Annotated in this window: 13 protein-coding genes and 2 pseudogenes; 12 read left to right on the forward strand and 3 right to left on the reverse strand. The window is 71.1% G+C overall.

The features are described from left to right. Positions 1-96: 96 nt before the first annotated feature. From DRB89_RS28335 to DRB89_RS28365, 7 genes are all read left to right on the forward strand, one after another. On the forward strand, positions 97-429 hold the full coding sequence (locus DRB89_RS28335) for an NHLP-related RiPP peptide (RefSeq protein WP_162688756.1): 333 nt from the start codon (positions 97-99) through the stop codon (positions 427-429). Between the two features lie 46 nt (positions 430-475). After that, on the forward strand, positions 476-793 hold the full coding sequence (locus DRB89_RS28340; RefSeq protein WP_162688757.1) for an NHLP-related RiPP peptide: 318 nt from the start codon (positions 476-478) through the stop codon (positions 791-793). A gap of 38 nt (positions 794-831) precedes the next feature. Further along, a complete protein-coding gene (locus tag DRB89_RS28345; protein WP_112453771.1) occupies positions 832-1161 on the forward strand; it encodes a hypothetical protein in 330 nt (109 codons plus the stop codon). 814 nt (positions 1162-1975) lie between these two features. Further along, on the forward strand, positions 1976-2563 hold the full coding sequence (locus DRB89_RS28350; RefSeq protein ID WP_162688758.1) for a hypothetical protein: 588 nt from the start codon (positions 1976-1978) through the stop codon (positions 2561-2563). 126 nt (positions 2564-2689) lie between these two features. Further along, positions 2690-2878, forward strand: a complete 189-nt coding sequence (locus tag DRB89_RS28355) for a hypothetical protein (protein WP_112451029.1) — start codon at positions 2690-2692, stop codon at positions 2876-2878. A gap of 252 nt (positions 2879-3130) precedes the next feature. Further along, positions 3131-3619 (forward strand): hypothetical protein, encoded by a 489-nt coding sequence (locus DRB89_RS28360; protein WP_239516367.1) that lies wholly within the window; start codon positions 3131-3133, stop codon positions 3617-3619. A 467-nt stretch (positions 3620-4086) separates the two neighbouring features. Continuing rightward, on the forward strand, positions 4087-5181 hold the full coding sequence (locus DRB89_RS28365; protein WP_162688759.1) for a C40 family peptidase: 1095 nt from the start codon (positions 4087-4089) through the stop codon (positions 5179-5181). Positions 5182-5719: 538 nt separating this feature from the next. On the opposite strand, the gene DRB89_RS28370 is transcribed toward DRB89_RS28365, so the two are convergent. Further along, the gene (locus tag DRB89_RS28370; RefSeq protein WP_162688760.1) at positions 5720-6472 is read right to left on the reverse strand and encodes a hypothetical protein; all 753 of its coding nucleotides are present in this window, start codon (positions 6470-6472) and stop codon (positions 5720-5722) included. A 567-nt stretch (positions 6473-7039) separates the two neighbouring features. Between DRB89_RS28370 and DRB89_RS28375 the strand changes: the two genes are divergently transcribed. Both DRB89_RS28375 and DRB89_RS28385 read left to right on the forward strand, forming a co-directional pair. After that, positions 7040-7360 carry a hypothetical protein gene (locus tag DRB89_RS28375; RefSeq protein ID WP_112451032.1) on the forward strand — a complete coding sequence of 107 codons (321 nt, stop codon included), beginning with the start codon at positions 7040-7042 and terminating at the stop codon, positions 7358-7360. Positions 7361-7720: 360 nt separating this feature from the next. Then, the gene (locus DRB89_RS28385; RefSeq protein WP_112451034.1) at positions 7721-8179 is read left to right on the forward strand and encodes a hypothetical protein; all 459 of its coding nucleotides are present in this window, start codon (positions 7721-7723) and stop codon (positions 8177-8179) included. A gap of 32 nt (positions 8180-8211) precedes the next feature. Here the strand turns inward: DRB89_RS28385 and DRB89_RS43200 are convergent, their stop codons facing one another. Beyond that, positions 8212-8655, reverse strand: a complete 444-nt coding sequence (locus tag DRB89_RS43200; RefSeq protein ID WP_162688761.1) for a hypothetical protein — start codon at positions 8653-8655, stop codon at positions 8212-8214. Positions 8656-8706: 51 nt separating this feature from the next. Here DRB89_RS43200 and DRB89_RS28395 point away from each other — a divergent pair, with 51 nt between their 5' ends. The 3 genes and pseudogenes from DRB89_RS28395 to DRB89_RS44980 form a co-directional block, all read left to right on the forward strand. Further along, positions 8707-9087, forward strand: a complete 381-nt coding sequence (locus tag DRB89_RS28395; RefSeq protein WP_112451035.1) for a hypothetical protein — start codon at positions 8707-8709, stop codon at positions 9085-9087. 451 nt (positions 9088-9538) lie between these two features. After that, a complete protein-coding gene (locus DRB89_RS28405) occupies positions 9539-10039 on the forward strand; it encodes a TnsA-like heteromeric transposase endonuclease subunit (RefSeq protein WP_239516876.1) in 501 nt (166 codons plus the stop codon). A gap of 35 nt (positions 10040-10074) precedes the next feature. Next, positions 10075-10332 (forward strand): annotated as a pseudogene (locus DRB89_RS44980) (transposase); the annotation flags it as partial. Between the two features lie 238 nt (positions 10333-10570). On the opposite strand, the pseudogene DRB89_RS28410 reads toward DRB89_RS44980, so the two are convergent. After that, positions 10571-13174: pseudogene (locus DRB89_RS28410) on the reverse strand (type I polyketide synthase); the annotation flags it as partial. Positions 13175-13353 lie beyond the last annotated feature (179 nt).

Here is a 13353-nt window from a genome sequence, read left to right on the forward strand (position 1 = left end):
CTTCGGCGGATGGCGGATCCGGAGTGCGGGATCCGGTATCGACGGCGCCACGGAAAGGCTCCCCGTGTCACACGATGGGCAGCTATGGTTTTTACCATGCAGACTCAGGTACTGGGGAACGAGAAGCTGCACCTTCCGGCCGACGTCGTCGATCGTCTGCTCGATCTGCTGAGCACCGACGACCATTTCCGCGGGCTGTTCACGCAGAACCGCCACGCGGCCTTGGCCCAGGCCGGTTGCGCGCTGTCCGAGGACCAACTGCGCGCGGCCTCGCCGTTCAGCTGTCTTGCCGTGAATCGGCTGGCCGGCAAGGAAGCCATCGCCGGTGCGCGCGCAGAACTGCGCGCGCACCTGCTCGCCGACGCGGCGTACAGCAATCCGCACGCCCTGGAGGCCGGATCGATGCACGCGGTGCTACGCCACAACTGACGCGCCGCACTTACTTGCTGGGGGAGGGGACACCATGCCGTCAACCATGTCCGAAACCAAGCTGCAGATCCCGCCGAGGGTCGCCGATCGGCTGCTCGATCTGCTCGCGACCGACGACGCCTTCCGCGAGCTGTTCCAGCAGAACCGCCACGCCGCCCTGGTGGAGGCCGGTTACGAACTGTCCGAAGATCAGCTGCGCGCGGCCTCCCCGTTCAGCTGCCTGATCGTGGATCAACTGGCCGGCAAAGCGGCCATCGCCGACGCCCGCGACCAGTTGCGCGCCTACCTGCTGGCCGACGGAACGCACACCGTCGTCTTCGCCCTGGCGGACGACCCGACCCACACGGTACTGCGCACCGGCTGACCACGGTTTACTACCGTCACATAGGAAGGGGTGTGGACATGGCACTGGCCAAAAGGGGATCGCGGCTCATCACGGTGGGCGACACAACCTACCGGTGGCGGCTCCGCGGACGGCCGACCTACGGCCAGGCGCTGGGCTGGTCCCCCCTCTCCTACGCGGTCGAACACGCCGAGACTCCCGGCACCACACTGGTGATCACCACCAACCAACCGCACCCGAGCAACTGGGTGGGAGCACAAGGCAGCCCGATCGTGCCCGCCCAAGTGGCTGACAGCATCCGCACCGCACTCACCACCGGTTGGATGCCCGGCAGCCCCGGCTCACCGTTCCACCTCGACCAGTCAGCCGGCTTCGGCTCCTCCGATTGACCCGCCCGACCTCTGGCAGGTGGTCCCGAGCAGCGCTCGAAGACCACCACGGAACTCCACGCAGGCCATCCGTACGCGACCTGGTTCAGCCCCTCGCCACGCGGTGCGCCCGCCTGCCGGTCACGGCTACCCGTGCCCGTGAACCGGACGGCGATCGAAAGCGGTGCTGCGCGAGGGCTTCAACGCTGGCCTGGAATCCGCTGCGCCCCTCTCCGACATGGACGTCGTAGGCGCCGCCCGCGGAACAAGCCGGCCCCGCCCACCGGCCGGCCGCCGTGTCCGCCGAAGCCGCCAGGTGTGGACGCTGGCGCGGTGGGGGAGGTGTCCCGCGGCGGCGGGCCAAAGCGCGGATGGGGCCGTACTCCGAAACAGGCCGGGGCCTCTTTCCTCGGGGGAGTTTCCACCGGTCTGGTTTTTGAACGGCTCGCTGTGTGTACTGACGTGCTTCCCGGCGGGCTGGTCAGGCCGGGGAACATCGGCTGCCGATAAGGACGTATCACCCGGGATTCACGACAAGATCCATATGGTGCGCCTTGTATCGCCGATCTCGCTGACAGAGTCATTCCAGGCGTCGCGCACCGGAAAGCCGGTGCCTGCGCCGATACCTGAACACAGTTCTCGGGAGGACTCCATGAACGTATGTCAGCGAATATCCACCGCTCTGCCTGTCTGCGCGAGCACGACCGCAGGCGCGGTCGTGCTCGGCATGGCAGGCGCCGCCTCGGCGAGTGAAGCGACGGATGCGGATCGGACCGCGCAGGTGGTGGAGTCCGCCACGGGTACCGGGGCCGTGGCCCGGGCCCCGGGGAAGGGCGTGAGCGTCCCGCCCAGCGCGGCCGGCGCCGTGAAGGCGAGGACGGCCGACGGGGGGTCGGTCTCGATCGGCCTGCCTCAGACGAAGAACGTTCCGGGTGCGAAGGCGGGCAGGGGAACCACCGTCTACCCGGGCGCCGCCCCCTCCACGGACCTGGCCGTACAAGCCACCCCCGAAGGCGGCGTGCGCGCTCTGGCCGTCCTCAAGGACAAGACCGCACCGCGCGAGCAGCGGTACGCCATCGGACTGCCCGACGGCACCCGCCTGGTGAAGGCCGGCACCGGGGCCGTCGCCGCGGTCGGAAGGGACGGCAAGGTCCTCGGCGCCTTCGCCGCCCCGTGGGCCAAGGGCGCGGACGGCAGGGAGCTGCCCACCGACTACCGGATCGAGGGCAATGTCCTCGTCCAGTCGGTGCAGACCACTGGGTCCACCGCCTTCCCCGTTGTCGCCGACCCCTGGTACGACCCTCCTCGTGGGAAAGCTGGGACACCATCAAGTGCGTCGCCGGCCAGAGCCAGGACGGGGCGATCTACGGAGCTGCGGGCGGAGCCCTGGCCGGCCCTGAGGCCATCGGCCCCGGAGCCGTAGGCGGAGCTGTGGCCGGCACCGTGGTCGGGATGAAGAACTGCTGACCACGGTGGTGCCAGTCCGTCACCATCGGCTCGCGAGGGAGGACACGTGACACCTCAGACTCCTCCTGAGGGGAAACCGACTGTGTGGATCGTCGTCGTGGCCGCCGTGGCGCCGTGGAGTGCGATGTCCTTCCTCGACATCCATCCAGCGTGGCTGATCGTCCTCCTGACGGGCTCGGCCGTGGCAATCAGCGTCCTGGGCGTCCGGTTCTACTACCGGCACCGGATGCTCCGGTACTTCCGGAAACACCCCGACGCCCCTGCCGGGTAACACGCAACGGACCCCAGGCCGCCCTGCCGACGACGTCTCGCACCCGACTCCACCAGGAGCGGGCTCCGCCGAGGACATGGTCCTGTCCTCCCCAGCCGTTCCTGACGCGCTTCGACAGACGCAGGGCGGACTTGGGAAGCGCGCTCGGCCCGACGGGCATGACGGGCATTACGTGCATCCGGGCCCGTCACGCCGCCGTGGCCTGCCGGGGCTCCCGTGAGCGGGGCGCACGCGGCAAAGGAGACTGTGGGCATGGATGATGCGTTCACACCCCTTCGGCGAGCTGTCGGTCTGCTGCCCGAGGACGCCGTGGCAGAGAACGGTCAGACGGTCGGGGATGTCCGCGAGGACGTCAGGCGCCAGGAGTGGGAGATGGTGCTCGGCGTTCTCGAAGAGATCGGGGACGTCCATCCGGTGTCCGTGGATTTCTGGGAGCTTCTCGCCGAAGCCGCTCGGCAGATGAGGCTCGACCGCAGCCGCCGTTGGTGTCAGTGGCGGGGCTGGGAAGTCCAGCACGGCACGGTCCGGGCAACGTTGAGTCTGCTGGATCCGGCGGACGGCGGACGGCGGACGGCGGACGTCGAACCGTCGTTTCCGGTGACGGTCGGCTCAGACCGATGTGGGACATCGGCAGTCACACCACGGACGAAGAACGAGCGCTCAGCATCGCAAGGCTGTGGGTGGAGTTCGAGCCGCAGCTCGGCCCTGGAGAGACAGCCGACGTTCGCCTTGCTCCCGTGAAGCCCGCGCAGTGGCAGCGGCTGCGGCCCGGTGACGTGATCTTCATGCACGAAGGCCAACTTGTCAGCGGCATCGCCGAGATCATCGAGGTCCTGCCGCCTCGGGTTTGAGGCCACTGGGTCAGGTAGTTGCGAGATGCCCGCGGGGACGGCTGGCAGCCGTGGCAGGTGGCCGTTGAGCCGTCCGGGCCTCGTGACGGTCGGTTCCAGCGGATGGCTGAAGGCTCGCCGGCGTATCCGCTGCGGCGCCCGCCCCCTGCCCGGCGCGGACGCCGGACCGCGACCGCGAAGGCGGGGACCGGTGCTGCGGTCGGGCCGGATGCCGCCCGGAGTCCAGTGACGAGGGTGAAGCGCGGGCCCGTCGGCAGCCTTTGCGGGCGCGGCAGGGCGACCGGCATGTCCGATATCAGCCGCATGGTCGGCCGATCGGTCCCTGGTTCCTTGCGGCTCGCGCAGGACAATCGTCGTATGCCCCTCTCGAAATTGGCGTTTCCCGTCGCCGTCAGCGCAGTCTTCGCCTTGATTCCCCCGGCGCATGACGTCTCCGCCTCGGAGGGCTCCCCTTCGACGGCCTCGGCAGCCTGCAAGGGCGCCAGGACCTGCTACGTGGACGTGTCCGTCGCCCAGATCTGGGAGAGCCCCGACAAGGTGCGGACGGTGGACGCGAAGGCGCTCACCAACCCGGTCGACATCCGGGGCTGGTTCGCCGCGATGGCCCACGACATCAACCTGCGCCGCGACGTTCCGGGTGAGACGCAGGCCCTGTACGGGGGCCGGGTCACCGTGGTGGACACGATGACCAAGGACGGTGTGCTCTGGGACAAGGTGACGGTCCACGGCCAGCCCACGCCCAGGGATACGGCCGGCTACCCCGGCTGGGTGCCCGACCGGCAGTTGACCAAGCTCCGTAAGAAGGCCCCGCCCGGCACGACCGCGGAGCGAGTCACCAACCCGACGGCCCGGGGCTACGGCTCTCGTCAGGCACTGGCGGCGGGGGCGCCGTCCAAGGGCGGCACCGAGTACTCCTTCAACACGGAGTTCGCCGTGAAGCCCGTCGTGGGCGCCCCTTCCGTGGTGGAGGCCCGTGCCAACGACGGCAGCCCGCTCTACTTCAAGCGCGGCGACCTCGCGAAGGTCCCGGCGTCCGGGGTGACCGGCGACGACGTGGTCGCCGAAGCCCGCAGGTTCCTCGGTCTGGAGTACCTGTGGTCCGGCACGGCCGGGTTCGGCTACGACTGCTCCGGCCTGACGAGCCAGGTGTACTCCGCCCTCGGCATCACCATCCCGCGCGACAGCCAGCCGCAGTTCGACGCGGGCGGCGGCGCGGCGCCCGAGGGCTCGGCCGAGGGCGAGCGGATCACCTCGCCGACCGACCTCCTGCCCGGCGACGTCCTGGGCTTCGGCAGCAGCACCTCGAACGTCAGCCATGTGGGCATCTACATCGGGAGGAACGACAAGGGCGAACCGATGATGATCAACTCGCCCAGGACAGGGGAAAGCGTGAGGGAGGAGCCCATGGCGAACCGCCCGTTCGTGGGTGCCACCCGCTTCATCGGATCCTGAACTCGGGTCCCGACCCCCGCCGGGGTCGGGGTGAGCGGACAGGAACAGCCATGCGTCCTGTTCTCGTGGGGGCGCCGATGGCGGTACTGGCTGACGCCTTGACCGACCCGGCGCCCGCGGCAGCGGATACCGCCACGTACGAGGTGCCGTGCGGGAACCTGAGGCAGAAGTTCGTGCAGGCGGCGAGGAAGACGAAGGCGGTCAGTTCTGCGCTGCGACGGTCTAGGTCGGTACCCGCTCCCGCCGTTCCTCCGCGATCCCCTCGGCTACCGCTCCGAGCGCCCGGTATCCCACATGGCTGTAAGAGCAGGGCGGAGAACCCCGTCGAGACGGTACGGGACCCCCGCCCGCCCTGCTCGCCGACGCCTCGCCGCTGCTGGCGGAGAGCGACGGCGACGGCCTCCCCGGGCGGGCGCCGCCTTTGGGGCCGGGTCGCTCACCGCTGGGCGCCGGCGGCCCTGCACCCGCCAGCCTGAGAGCGCCTGGCCGGCCCGGTGCAGGGAGTGCCGCCGGTTGGACGATCGGAGCGGACGTACGGTCACGGTGACTGCCCGGCGCGGCGCACGAGGGCGGCGAGTCGGTCCCGCCACTCGATCAGCCAGCGGAGCGGGGCTTGGGTGAGGTTCTCGTCGATGCCGTAGATCTTCACTCGCTCGGCCGCGACGAGCTGCTCCACGAGGGCGAGGGCCTCAACGAAGTCGCCGCGCCGCTCCAGCGCCCTGGCCAGCGGGCTCCGGGTGATCCGGGCCGCCTCCTCCCAGGCCGCACCGAGCGTCTCCTCCTCGGCGAGCAGGGTTCTCAACCGCCCGATCTCCTCGTCCGTGTCCCCGGCCTCGCCCAGGAGTTCGGCGAGATGGCGCCGATGCCGGTGCGTCTCCTGGTCGTCGGCGCCCAGGAACCGGGTCGTGTCCTCGAGCAGGGCCTGTAAGTCCGCGATCGCTCCGGGCAGGTCCCCGGTCGCACGGCGGTACCGGACGAGGTTGCCGCGTGCCCGCAAGGTGTCCGGGTGCCCGGGACCGGATTCCGCGGTGCGGTCCGCCACCTCCGCTTCGGTGAGGCTCAACGCGACGGCTGGGAAGCCCTCCCGGGAGAGCCAGAACGCCAGTGTCTCCCGGGCCCGAAGCGTGTCCGGATGCCTGGAGCCCAGCTTCCGGGCCAGGTAGTCGATCTGCTGCTGAGCCCGCGCCCCGGACAGGGAGTCCGGCCGATCCAGATGCCGGAAGCGCCGATTGGCCAGCCAGGTACGCGGGGTGTGCCGGCCGTGTGCCCGCTGCCGCTCCTCTGTGCCCATGCCCGGTCCTCCCCGCCGTCCGACGCCACCCCTCACAAGCATCCCCCAGTCCGGCGGGCGGGGGGAAGGCCGCGATCATCAGCGCGGGGTCCCGCAGCGGGCCGCCCAGTGCGAGACCGCCTCGAGCAGCGCGGCCAGCTGCACGTCACCGTCCTGTGACCGCTGCCGTTACGGCTGCTGGAGCCGGGGCCCGTCTTCATGGACACCGCTGAACGCACCGCCCGTACGGGCGGCGCCCGAGTAGTCGTGGAGGAATGCGGGGATGTGCAGCTCGATGCCGAAGTGCCGGTGGACGGTGTTGTAGTAGGTGAAGAACCGCTCGCGGGTGTCGCGGGCAGCGGCCTACCATTCACCGGGCGAGGAGGCGTGGTCGCCACTGACACGGGGGTGGTGTTCGGGGCGGTCGTCACTGTCATGGGGCGGTGGACGTGCAGGTCACGTACTGACAGGAACGCGGGAGATCGCAGGCGGCGCTGGTGCGTGAGGCGGAGCTGCGGGTGGGGCGGGCGCGGATTCCTGAGCGGGGCCGGATCGCCCGGGAGGTGCACGACACGGTCGCGCGCCCGGGTGGGGCAGGTCTCGATCACCGCCGACGCCCTGATGGCCGGCCGGCCTGACATTGCCGGGGACGTGGAGCTGATCCACCGAACCAGCCGGCACGCGCTGCTGGAGCTGCGGCAGATCCTCGGCGTCCTCACCGGGCCTCGCACCGACAGCGGTACAGACCCCTGCGAAGTGCCGGTCGGCACCGACGGCTTCCCCGACCTGATCGAGGCCACCCGCAGGGCGTGCGGCAGCCCCATCTCCTACACCGCCACCGGCGGTACCCGCGGGCTGGCGGAGCCGGTACGCCAGGCCGCGGGCACCGCACTGTCCAGGAAGCTCTGACCGATGCGGCGAAAAACGCCCGGCGCACCCGTCACCGTCCACGTGACCGCCAGGGCCGTAGATGACGGCGACTTCTACCCCGTGCTGTCGGTGTTCGTGGGAGGTGTCCGGATGGAGCTCCAGGCGCTTCTGTGGTGGCCGCAGCCCGTGCGTGGGAATCTCGTGGGTGGAGCATGGGGTGTTGACGCACGACTGAGGGCACGGGCCCAAGTCGCCGTGCCCCGGGGCGAGATGGCCATGGGGTGGACGGGGAGAGTTCAGGTCTTGATCAACTTGCGTTTTGATGACATGTGAAATATCACATGTCATGCACATCGTCCGGGAACCCCTGGACGGCGCTTCACCTCAAGGAGGACCACCATGAACCGCTTAGCTCTGCTCGCCGCCGGCACCGCAGGTCTGGCCGTTTTCGCGATCACCCCCGCCAGCGCCACCGCGCAGTCGGCCTCCACCGTCGCGACCGTCATCTCCTGCGGCCACTCGGGTCTCCAGGCAGGCCTGTCCACGCGGGTGTGTGCCGCGGTCACCGGCAACTCCGTCGAGTTCTACGGCACGGTCGGCCTCGCCGGCCCGCCCTCCCCGGGCAGCCCGGCGCCCGCCCCGAAGGAACTGATCACGACCCTGTCCGCGGAGGTCGTCGGCAGCACCGCCACGCCCAGCACCCAGACCAAGTCGGTCATCTTCACCTTGTCGAACCTCGAGGTGCACGGTCTGGTCACCACCGTCCCGTGCGGCTCGACCATCCACGGCACCTTCGGCGCGGCCTCGTTCCCCCGCCCGGCCAACCCGGTGGCCCACGAAGTCACCATCACCTGCTGAGCACGTGACGCGTCGTGCCACGCACGACCCCTTCAGGCGCCGGGCCGGGTTGCCGTCCAGCCGTGTTCGAGGAGTTCGAAGGCGTGGGTGACGGCTTCCCGGGTCCTGCCGGTGGCGTTGCCCTGCGCGCCGCGGGGGGCCGAGAAGCACGCGTCCTGGCGCAGGAGCCTGCCCGGCTTCCCGGCCCTGGCGGGCGGCACGCGGAGTCCGGTGTTCGACCGGCGCGCGGTGGTCGCCTGGCGCCTGGAGCACGGCAAGCTCCACATCCCCACGACCCCGCCCGCCGCCAACGTGCGCGCCCGGGGCGTGGGTGGGCGCACCCCGGCGGGGTCGATGACCCGCTGCTCTGCCTGGCGGACGATGCCGAGACGCTGGGCGAACTGGGGTAGGGCGTCTGCGGGATGACCGTGCAGCGCGTGGCCGTGCCGGGGTGCGCACCTCTCGCGGTGATGGGCGATGTGCAGGTCTGCTGTCACCAAGCCGACGGCGGAAGCGAGCGAGGTGCCAGGCAGGGGTAGCGTTCCCGTATGACGTCAGCGCCGCCCCGGTTCCCGCCGCATCCGATCCGGGGCGTACGGATACTGCATCAGAAGCAGAACTGCGCGCCGCATTTCGCCGAGATTGAGGTCGATTTCGAGCCCGCAGCTGAGGGCTTCGCCTTCGAGGTGGCTCAAGACCTGACGGTGGACTACGAACCCGCCGAGGCTGTGTCGCGCTTCTTCGCGGCTGCCGCTGTGGGGATCGAGGAGCAGCTGAGCTTGCCCGAGCACGGAGTCGTGATTGCCACTCGGGTGGTGCTGCGGCGCGCCCGCGCCGCGACGTTCGGCTCTCACGAACTGGCGTTCAAGATCGCTGGCTATCTTGCCGCCCGCAAGGCGTTGGAACGTACGGGGTGCCCCCGCCTCTGAGTGCTGCCCTCACGACGGGGTAGCGGAATCCGCACACTCAGCCGAACTTCGAGTGACACCAAGCGTGCTGTCCCGGGCGAAGTGACAAGCAGTATGCCGAGTTGGTGAAACCTGCCGTGCTTCGAGCAGGTGAAACCCAGGTCGCTACCGACCTGGGTGACAGCTTTCATGCTTCGGCACATGTGTGACTGAGTATCTCAGTTGGCGAAGGGGCGCTTGAGTTGGCGGGCAGAGCGGTCGTCCTTCCCCCTGCCGAGGTGAAGGCGTTGTCCTGTCGCACTGAGGCTGTCGGATTCTCAGTGCTTCTCGTTTGAGCTGTCGGATTCTCACTGCACCAAGTGGTGAGCGGCGGCGTTTGCCCCGTACGTGGGGTTTGATCTCATTTCTCTGGTCCGGTTCTCGCTGTACCTGTCACGGTCGTTTCGGCAGGTACGCGGAGCCGGGGGTGGCGATGGATCTGGGTCTGGTCGATGTCGAGTGGGCTGAGGGTGAGGGCAGTGGGCTGCGGAAGTCCATGCTGGAGGCGGCATCGCGGGTTCCGTTCGAGTCGGTGCTCCCGGTGCGGCGGTTCACGTCGTACCGCGGGCAGCGGCACTTCACGGGCTGGTACTGGGCGGCGACGACGGAGTCGCTGGTGGGGTTCGAGTCGTGGCTGGAGCGGGACCGGGCCATGCTCCTCGATCACGACCGGAGGGTGGTGGGGCTGGCCTCGCAGCCGTTCCGGGTGACATGGCCGGGGGCGACGCGCCGGATCTCGCATACGCCGGACTACTTCGCACGGCTGGAGGACGGCTCGGGCCTGGTCGTCGATGTCCGGCCGGCGGACCGGGTCGGCCCGGAGGACGCGGTGAAGTTCTCGGCGACCGAGGCGATGTGCCGGGAGATGGGCTGCTGGTCCTACGCGCTGGTGCACGAGCCTGATGAGGTGACCCCTGGGGTGTGGACACTCTGACAATGGATCTTGTGGGTCCGAGGAAGGGTGTCCTGGTGGGACGTAGGTCTCCGTATCCGGAGGAGTTCAGGAACGACGCGGTCGCGTTGTGGCGTGCGGCCGTTGGCCGGCGTACGTACTCGGCGGTCGCGGCGGATGTCGGGGTGACCGGCGAGACGCTGCGGAGCTGGGTGCGGCAGGCCGACGAGCAGGCCGGCCGCGGGCCCGCCCTTGGCGGCGAGGCGGCCGAAGGCCGGGATGAGGAGCTGGTTCGGCTGCGGGCGGAGCTCGGCCGGCTGCGCAAGGCCGAGAAGGAGTGGCGGAGGACGAGGCGGAGGACGAGGCGGAGGCGGCCGAGGGGCCGCGCTGTGCGGGGCGCCCGCCGGCCACCCAGTACGACTGGGTGTCCAGCCTCGCCACCGGCAGGTCCAGCAGACGGCGGTCCTCCTGGGGAACCAGCGCGCGCGGATCGACCGGGGCGCCCAGGACCGCGAGACGGGCCAGGGCCAGTACGAAGCCGCGCCCGCCGTCGGGCGCCTCCCCGCCGAGGGGGACGACATGGACGTCGCCGTGGCCGGTCAGGTTGCGGCGGACCGAGGTGAGGAGCGAGCTGCCGCCGGACACCTGGAGGAAGACGCGGGCCCCCTGGTCGTAGGCGGTGCGGACGGCATCGCTGAAGTGGACCGGCGTGGACGCGTGGCGGACCCAGAGCGCGCGCAGCCGGTCGGGGTCGGTGCAGACCTCCCCGTTCACGGAGGAGACGAACGGCAGGACGGGACCGCTGATGCGGCGCGTGGCGAGACCCGAGCGCATGCTCTCCTCGGCGGAGGCCAGCCGGGGGGAGTGGAAGGCGTTGGACACGTCGAGCGCCGCGGTGACGACCCCGGCCTCGGCGCAGGCCTGCCGCAGGGCGGCGAGGCCTTGCGGCGTACCGCTGACCACGACCTGCCGCGGCTGGTTGAAGCAGGCGAGCCACACGTCCTCGATGCCCTCGACGAGCCGGCGGCAGGTCTCCTGGTCGCTCTGCACGGCGAGCATCCCGCCCCCGGAGCCGTTCTCGGCCCGCCGGAGGACCGCCCCCCGGTGGACCAGCAGCCTGATGGTGTCCACGTGGGTGAGGGCTCCGGCGGCAGCGGCCGCGGCGAACTCGCCGGCGCTGTGGCCGAGGGCGAGGTCGGGAGCGACGCCGCAGTCGGCGAGGACGCGGGTGGCGGCGATCTGGACGGTACCGAGCAGCGGCTGGCACACGTCGGTGGCGGCGAGCCGCTGCCTGAGCGCCTCCGCGTCGCCCCGGGACGCCGCCTCGCCGTACAGCAGGTCGGCGAGGTCGAAGCCGAGGTCCCGCCGGGCCACGGCGCTGAGGACGCCGACGGCCGACCGGAAGCCGGTGAACCGCTCGTGGAGGTCCCGCATCATGCCCGGTCGCTGACTGCCCTGGCCGGGGTAGACGAAGGCGATGCGGCGCCGGGCCGCCGGCAGGGGCGCGTCGGCGGCGAAGGCGCCGTCGCCGAGGTCGCCCCGGGTGCCGGCGAGGAGCTGCTCGCGGGCGTGGCGCAGGCGCCGGAGGAACCCGTCCGTGTCGGTGGCCACGACGGCTAGCCGGGTCGTCAGCGGCTTGCGGGAGCCCAGGGTGTGGGCCACGGCGGCCAACGGGGGGCGGTGCGCCGTGTCGAGTGCTTCGAGTACCTCGCCGATGTGCCGGTCCAGCAGCTTGGGGCTGCCGGCCGAGAGGAGGACGAGATGGGGGCCGCCGCCCTCGGTGCCCGCGGGGGCTTCGGCGGGTTCGGGCCGCTGCTCCTCCAGGACCACGTGGACGTTCGTGCCGCCGAACCCGAACGAGCTGACCGCGGCGCGCAGCGGGGTGCCGGAGCTGCGAAAGGGCCGTGCGGTGTCGGCGAAGCGCAGCCCCGCGGCGGACATGCCGTGGTCCGGGTGGGGGGTGGTGGCCGGCTGCGGCACGATCGTGCGGTGGTGGACGACCAGGGCCGTCTTGATCAGCCCGGCGACGCCCGCCGCGGCCAGGGAGTGCCCGATGAGGGCCTTGCCCGAGGCGACGTAGCACAGGCCGGGGTCGTCGTCGGGGAACTCGGTGCGCAGCCGGCGCAACGCTTCGGCCTCGGCACGGTCGCCGGCGGCGGTCCCGGTGCCGTGCGCCTCGAGGAAGCCCACGGACGAGGGGGCGACCCCCGCGTCCTCATAGGCCCGGCGCATGGCGCGCAGCTGGCCTTCGGAGGTGGGAACCAGCGGGCCGGGGGACGCGCCGTCGTTGGCCGAGCCGATGCCCTTGATCACGGCGTAGACGCGGTCGCCGTCCGCGAGCGCGTCGGCGAGCGGCCGCAGGACGACGACACCGGCGCCCTCGCCGAGGACGAAGCCGTCGGCCTCCTCGTCGAAGGGGCGGCACACCCCGGTCGGGGACAGCGCGCGGAGCCGGGAGAAGCCGACCAGGCTGTCGGGAGTGAGGTTGAGGTACACCCCGCCGACGAGGGCGATCCGGCAGGTGCCCTGGCGCAGGTGGGCCATCGCCTGGTCGAGGGCGACCAGCGAGCCGGAGCAGGCGGCGTCGACGGCGAAGCTGGGGCCGCCGAGGTCGAAGTGCCGGCTGACGGTGCCGGACGCCATGTTGAGCAGGCTCCCGGGCAGGGTGAAGGCCTCGATGGTGCCGAGCCGTCCCGCCCGCTCCTTGGCGGCGTCGAGCACCTCGCGGCGGTCGGCCGCCTGCGAGGCGTCGGCCAGGGAAATGGCCCGCATGTGGGCCGTCATGAGGTCCTTGTAGTCGGACACCGACAACCCGAAGAAGACCCCGGTGTTCTCCCGGTCGAAGTCCCCGCGGCCCAGCCCCGCGTCGTCGAGGGCCTCACGGGTGACGTCGAGCATCAGCCGGTGCTGCGGGTCCATGGCCCGGGCGCGGGCCGGCGGCACCCCGTAGTGCACGGCGTCGAAGCGGTCCACGTCGGCCAGGAACGCGACCTGGTCGGTGTAGGCGGCGTTGGGCGCCGACCGGTTGCCGGGCTCGTGGAACGTCTCGTGGTTCCAGCGCTCGCGCGGCACGGTGGAGAACTGCCGTTCCCCGCTCAGCAGGAGGTCCCAGTAGCCGCGGATGTCGGGGGCGCCGGGAAAGCGGCAGCCGAGCCCGGTGATGGCGATGTCAGTCATGAGACTCTCCCTGGCGTGGTGCCGCGGACGGTCGGCGGCCGTTTTTCCACGGTGCCCGCAGGAGCCCCGGAGCCGTAGCCCCGGCTGTTCGTCACTTGACAGACCCGCCGATGGGTGCGCCGGCCTCCCGGCCGGGCGGTCTCCCACGGACCGGCGGGCGCCCGAGAACGGGCGCGGCG

It is taken from the genome of Streptomyces sp. ICC4 (assembly GCF_003287915.1).
Taxonomy (GTDB): Bacteria; Actinomycetota; Actinomycetes; order Streptomycetales; family Streptomycetaceae; genus Streptomyces; species Streptomyces tritrimontium.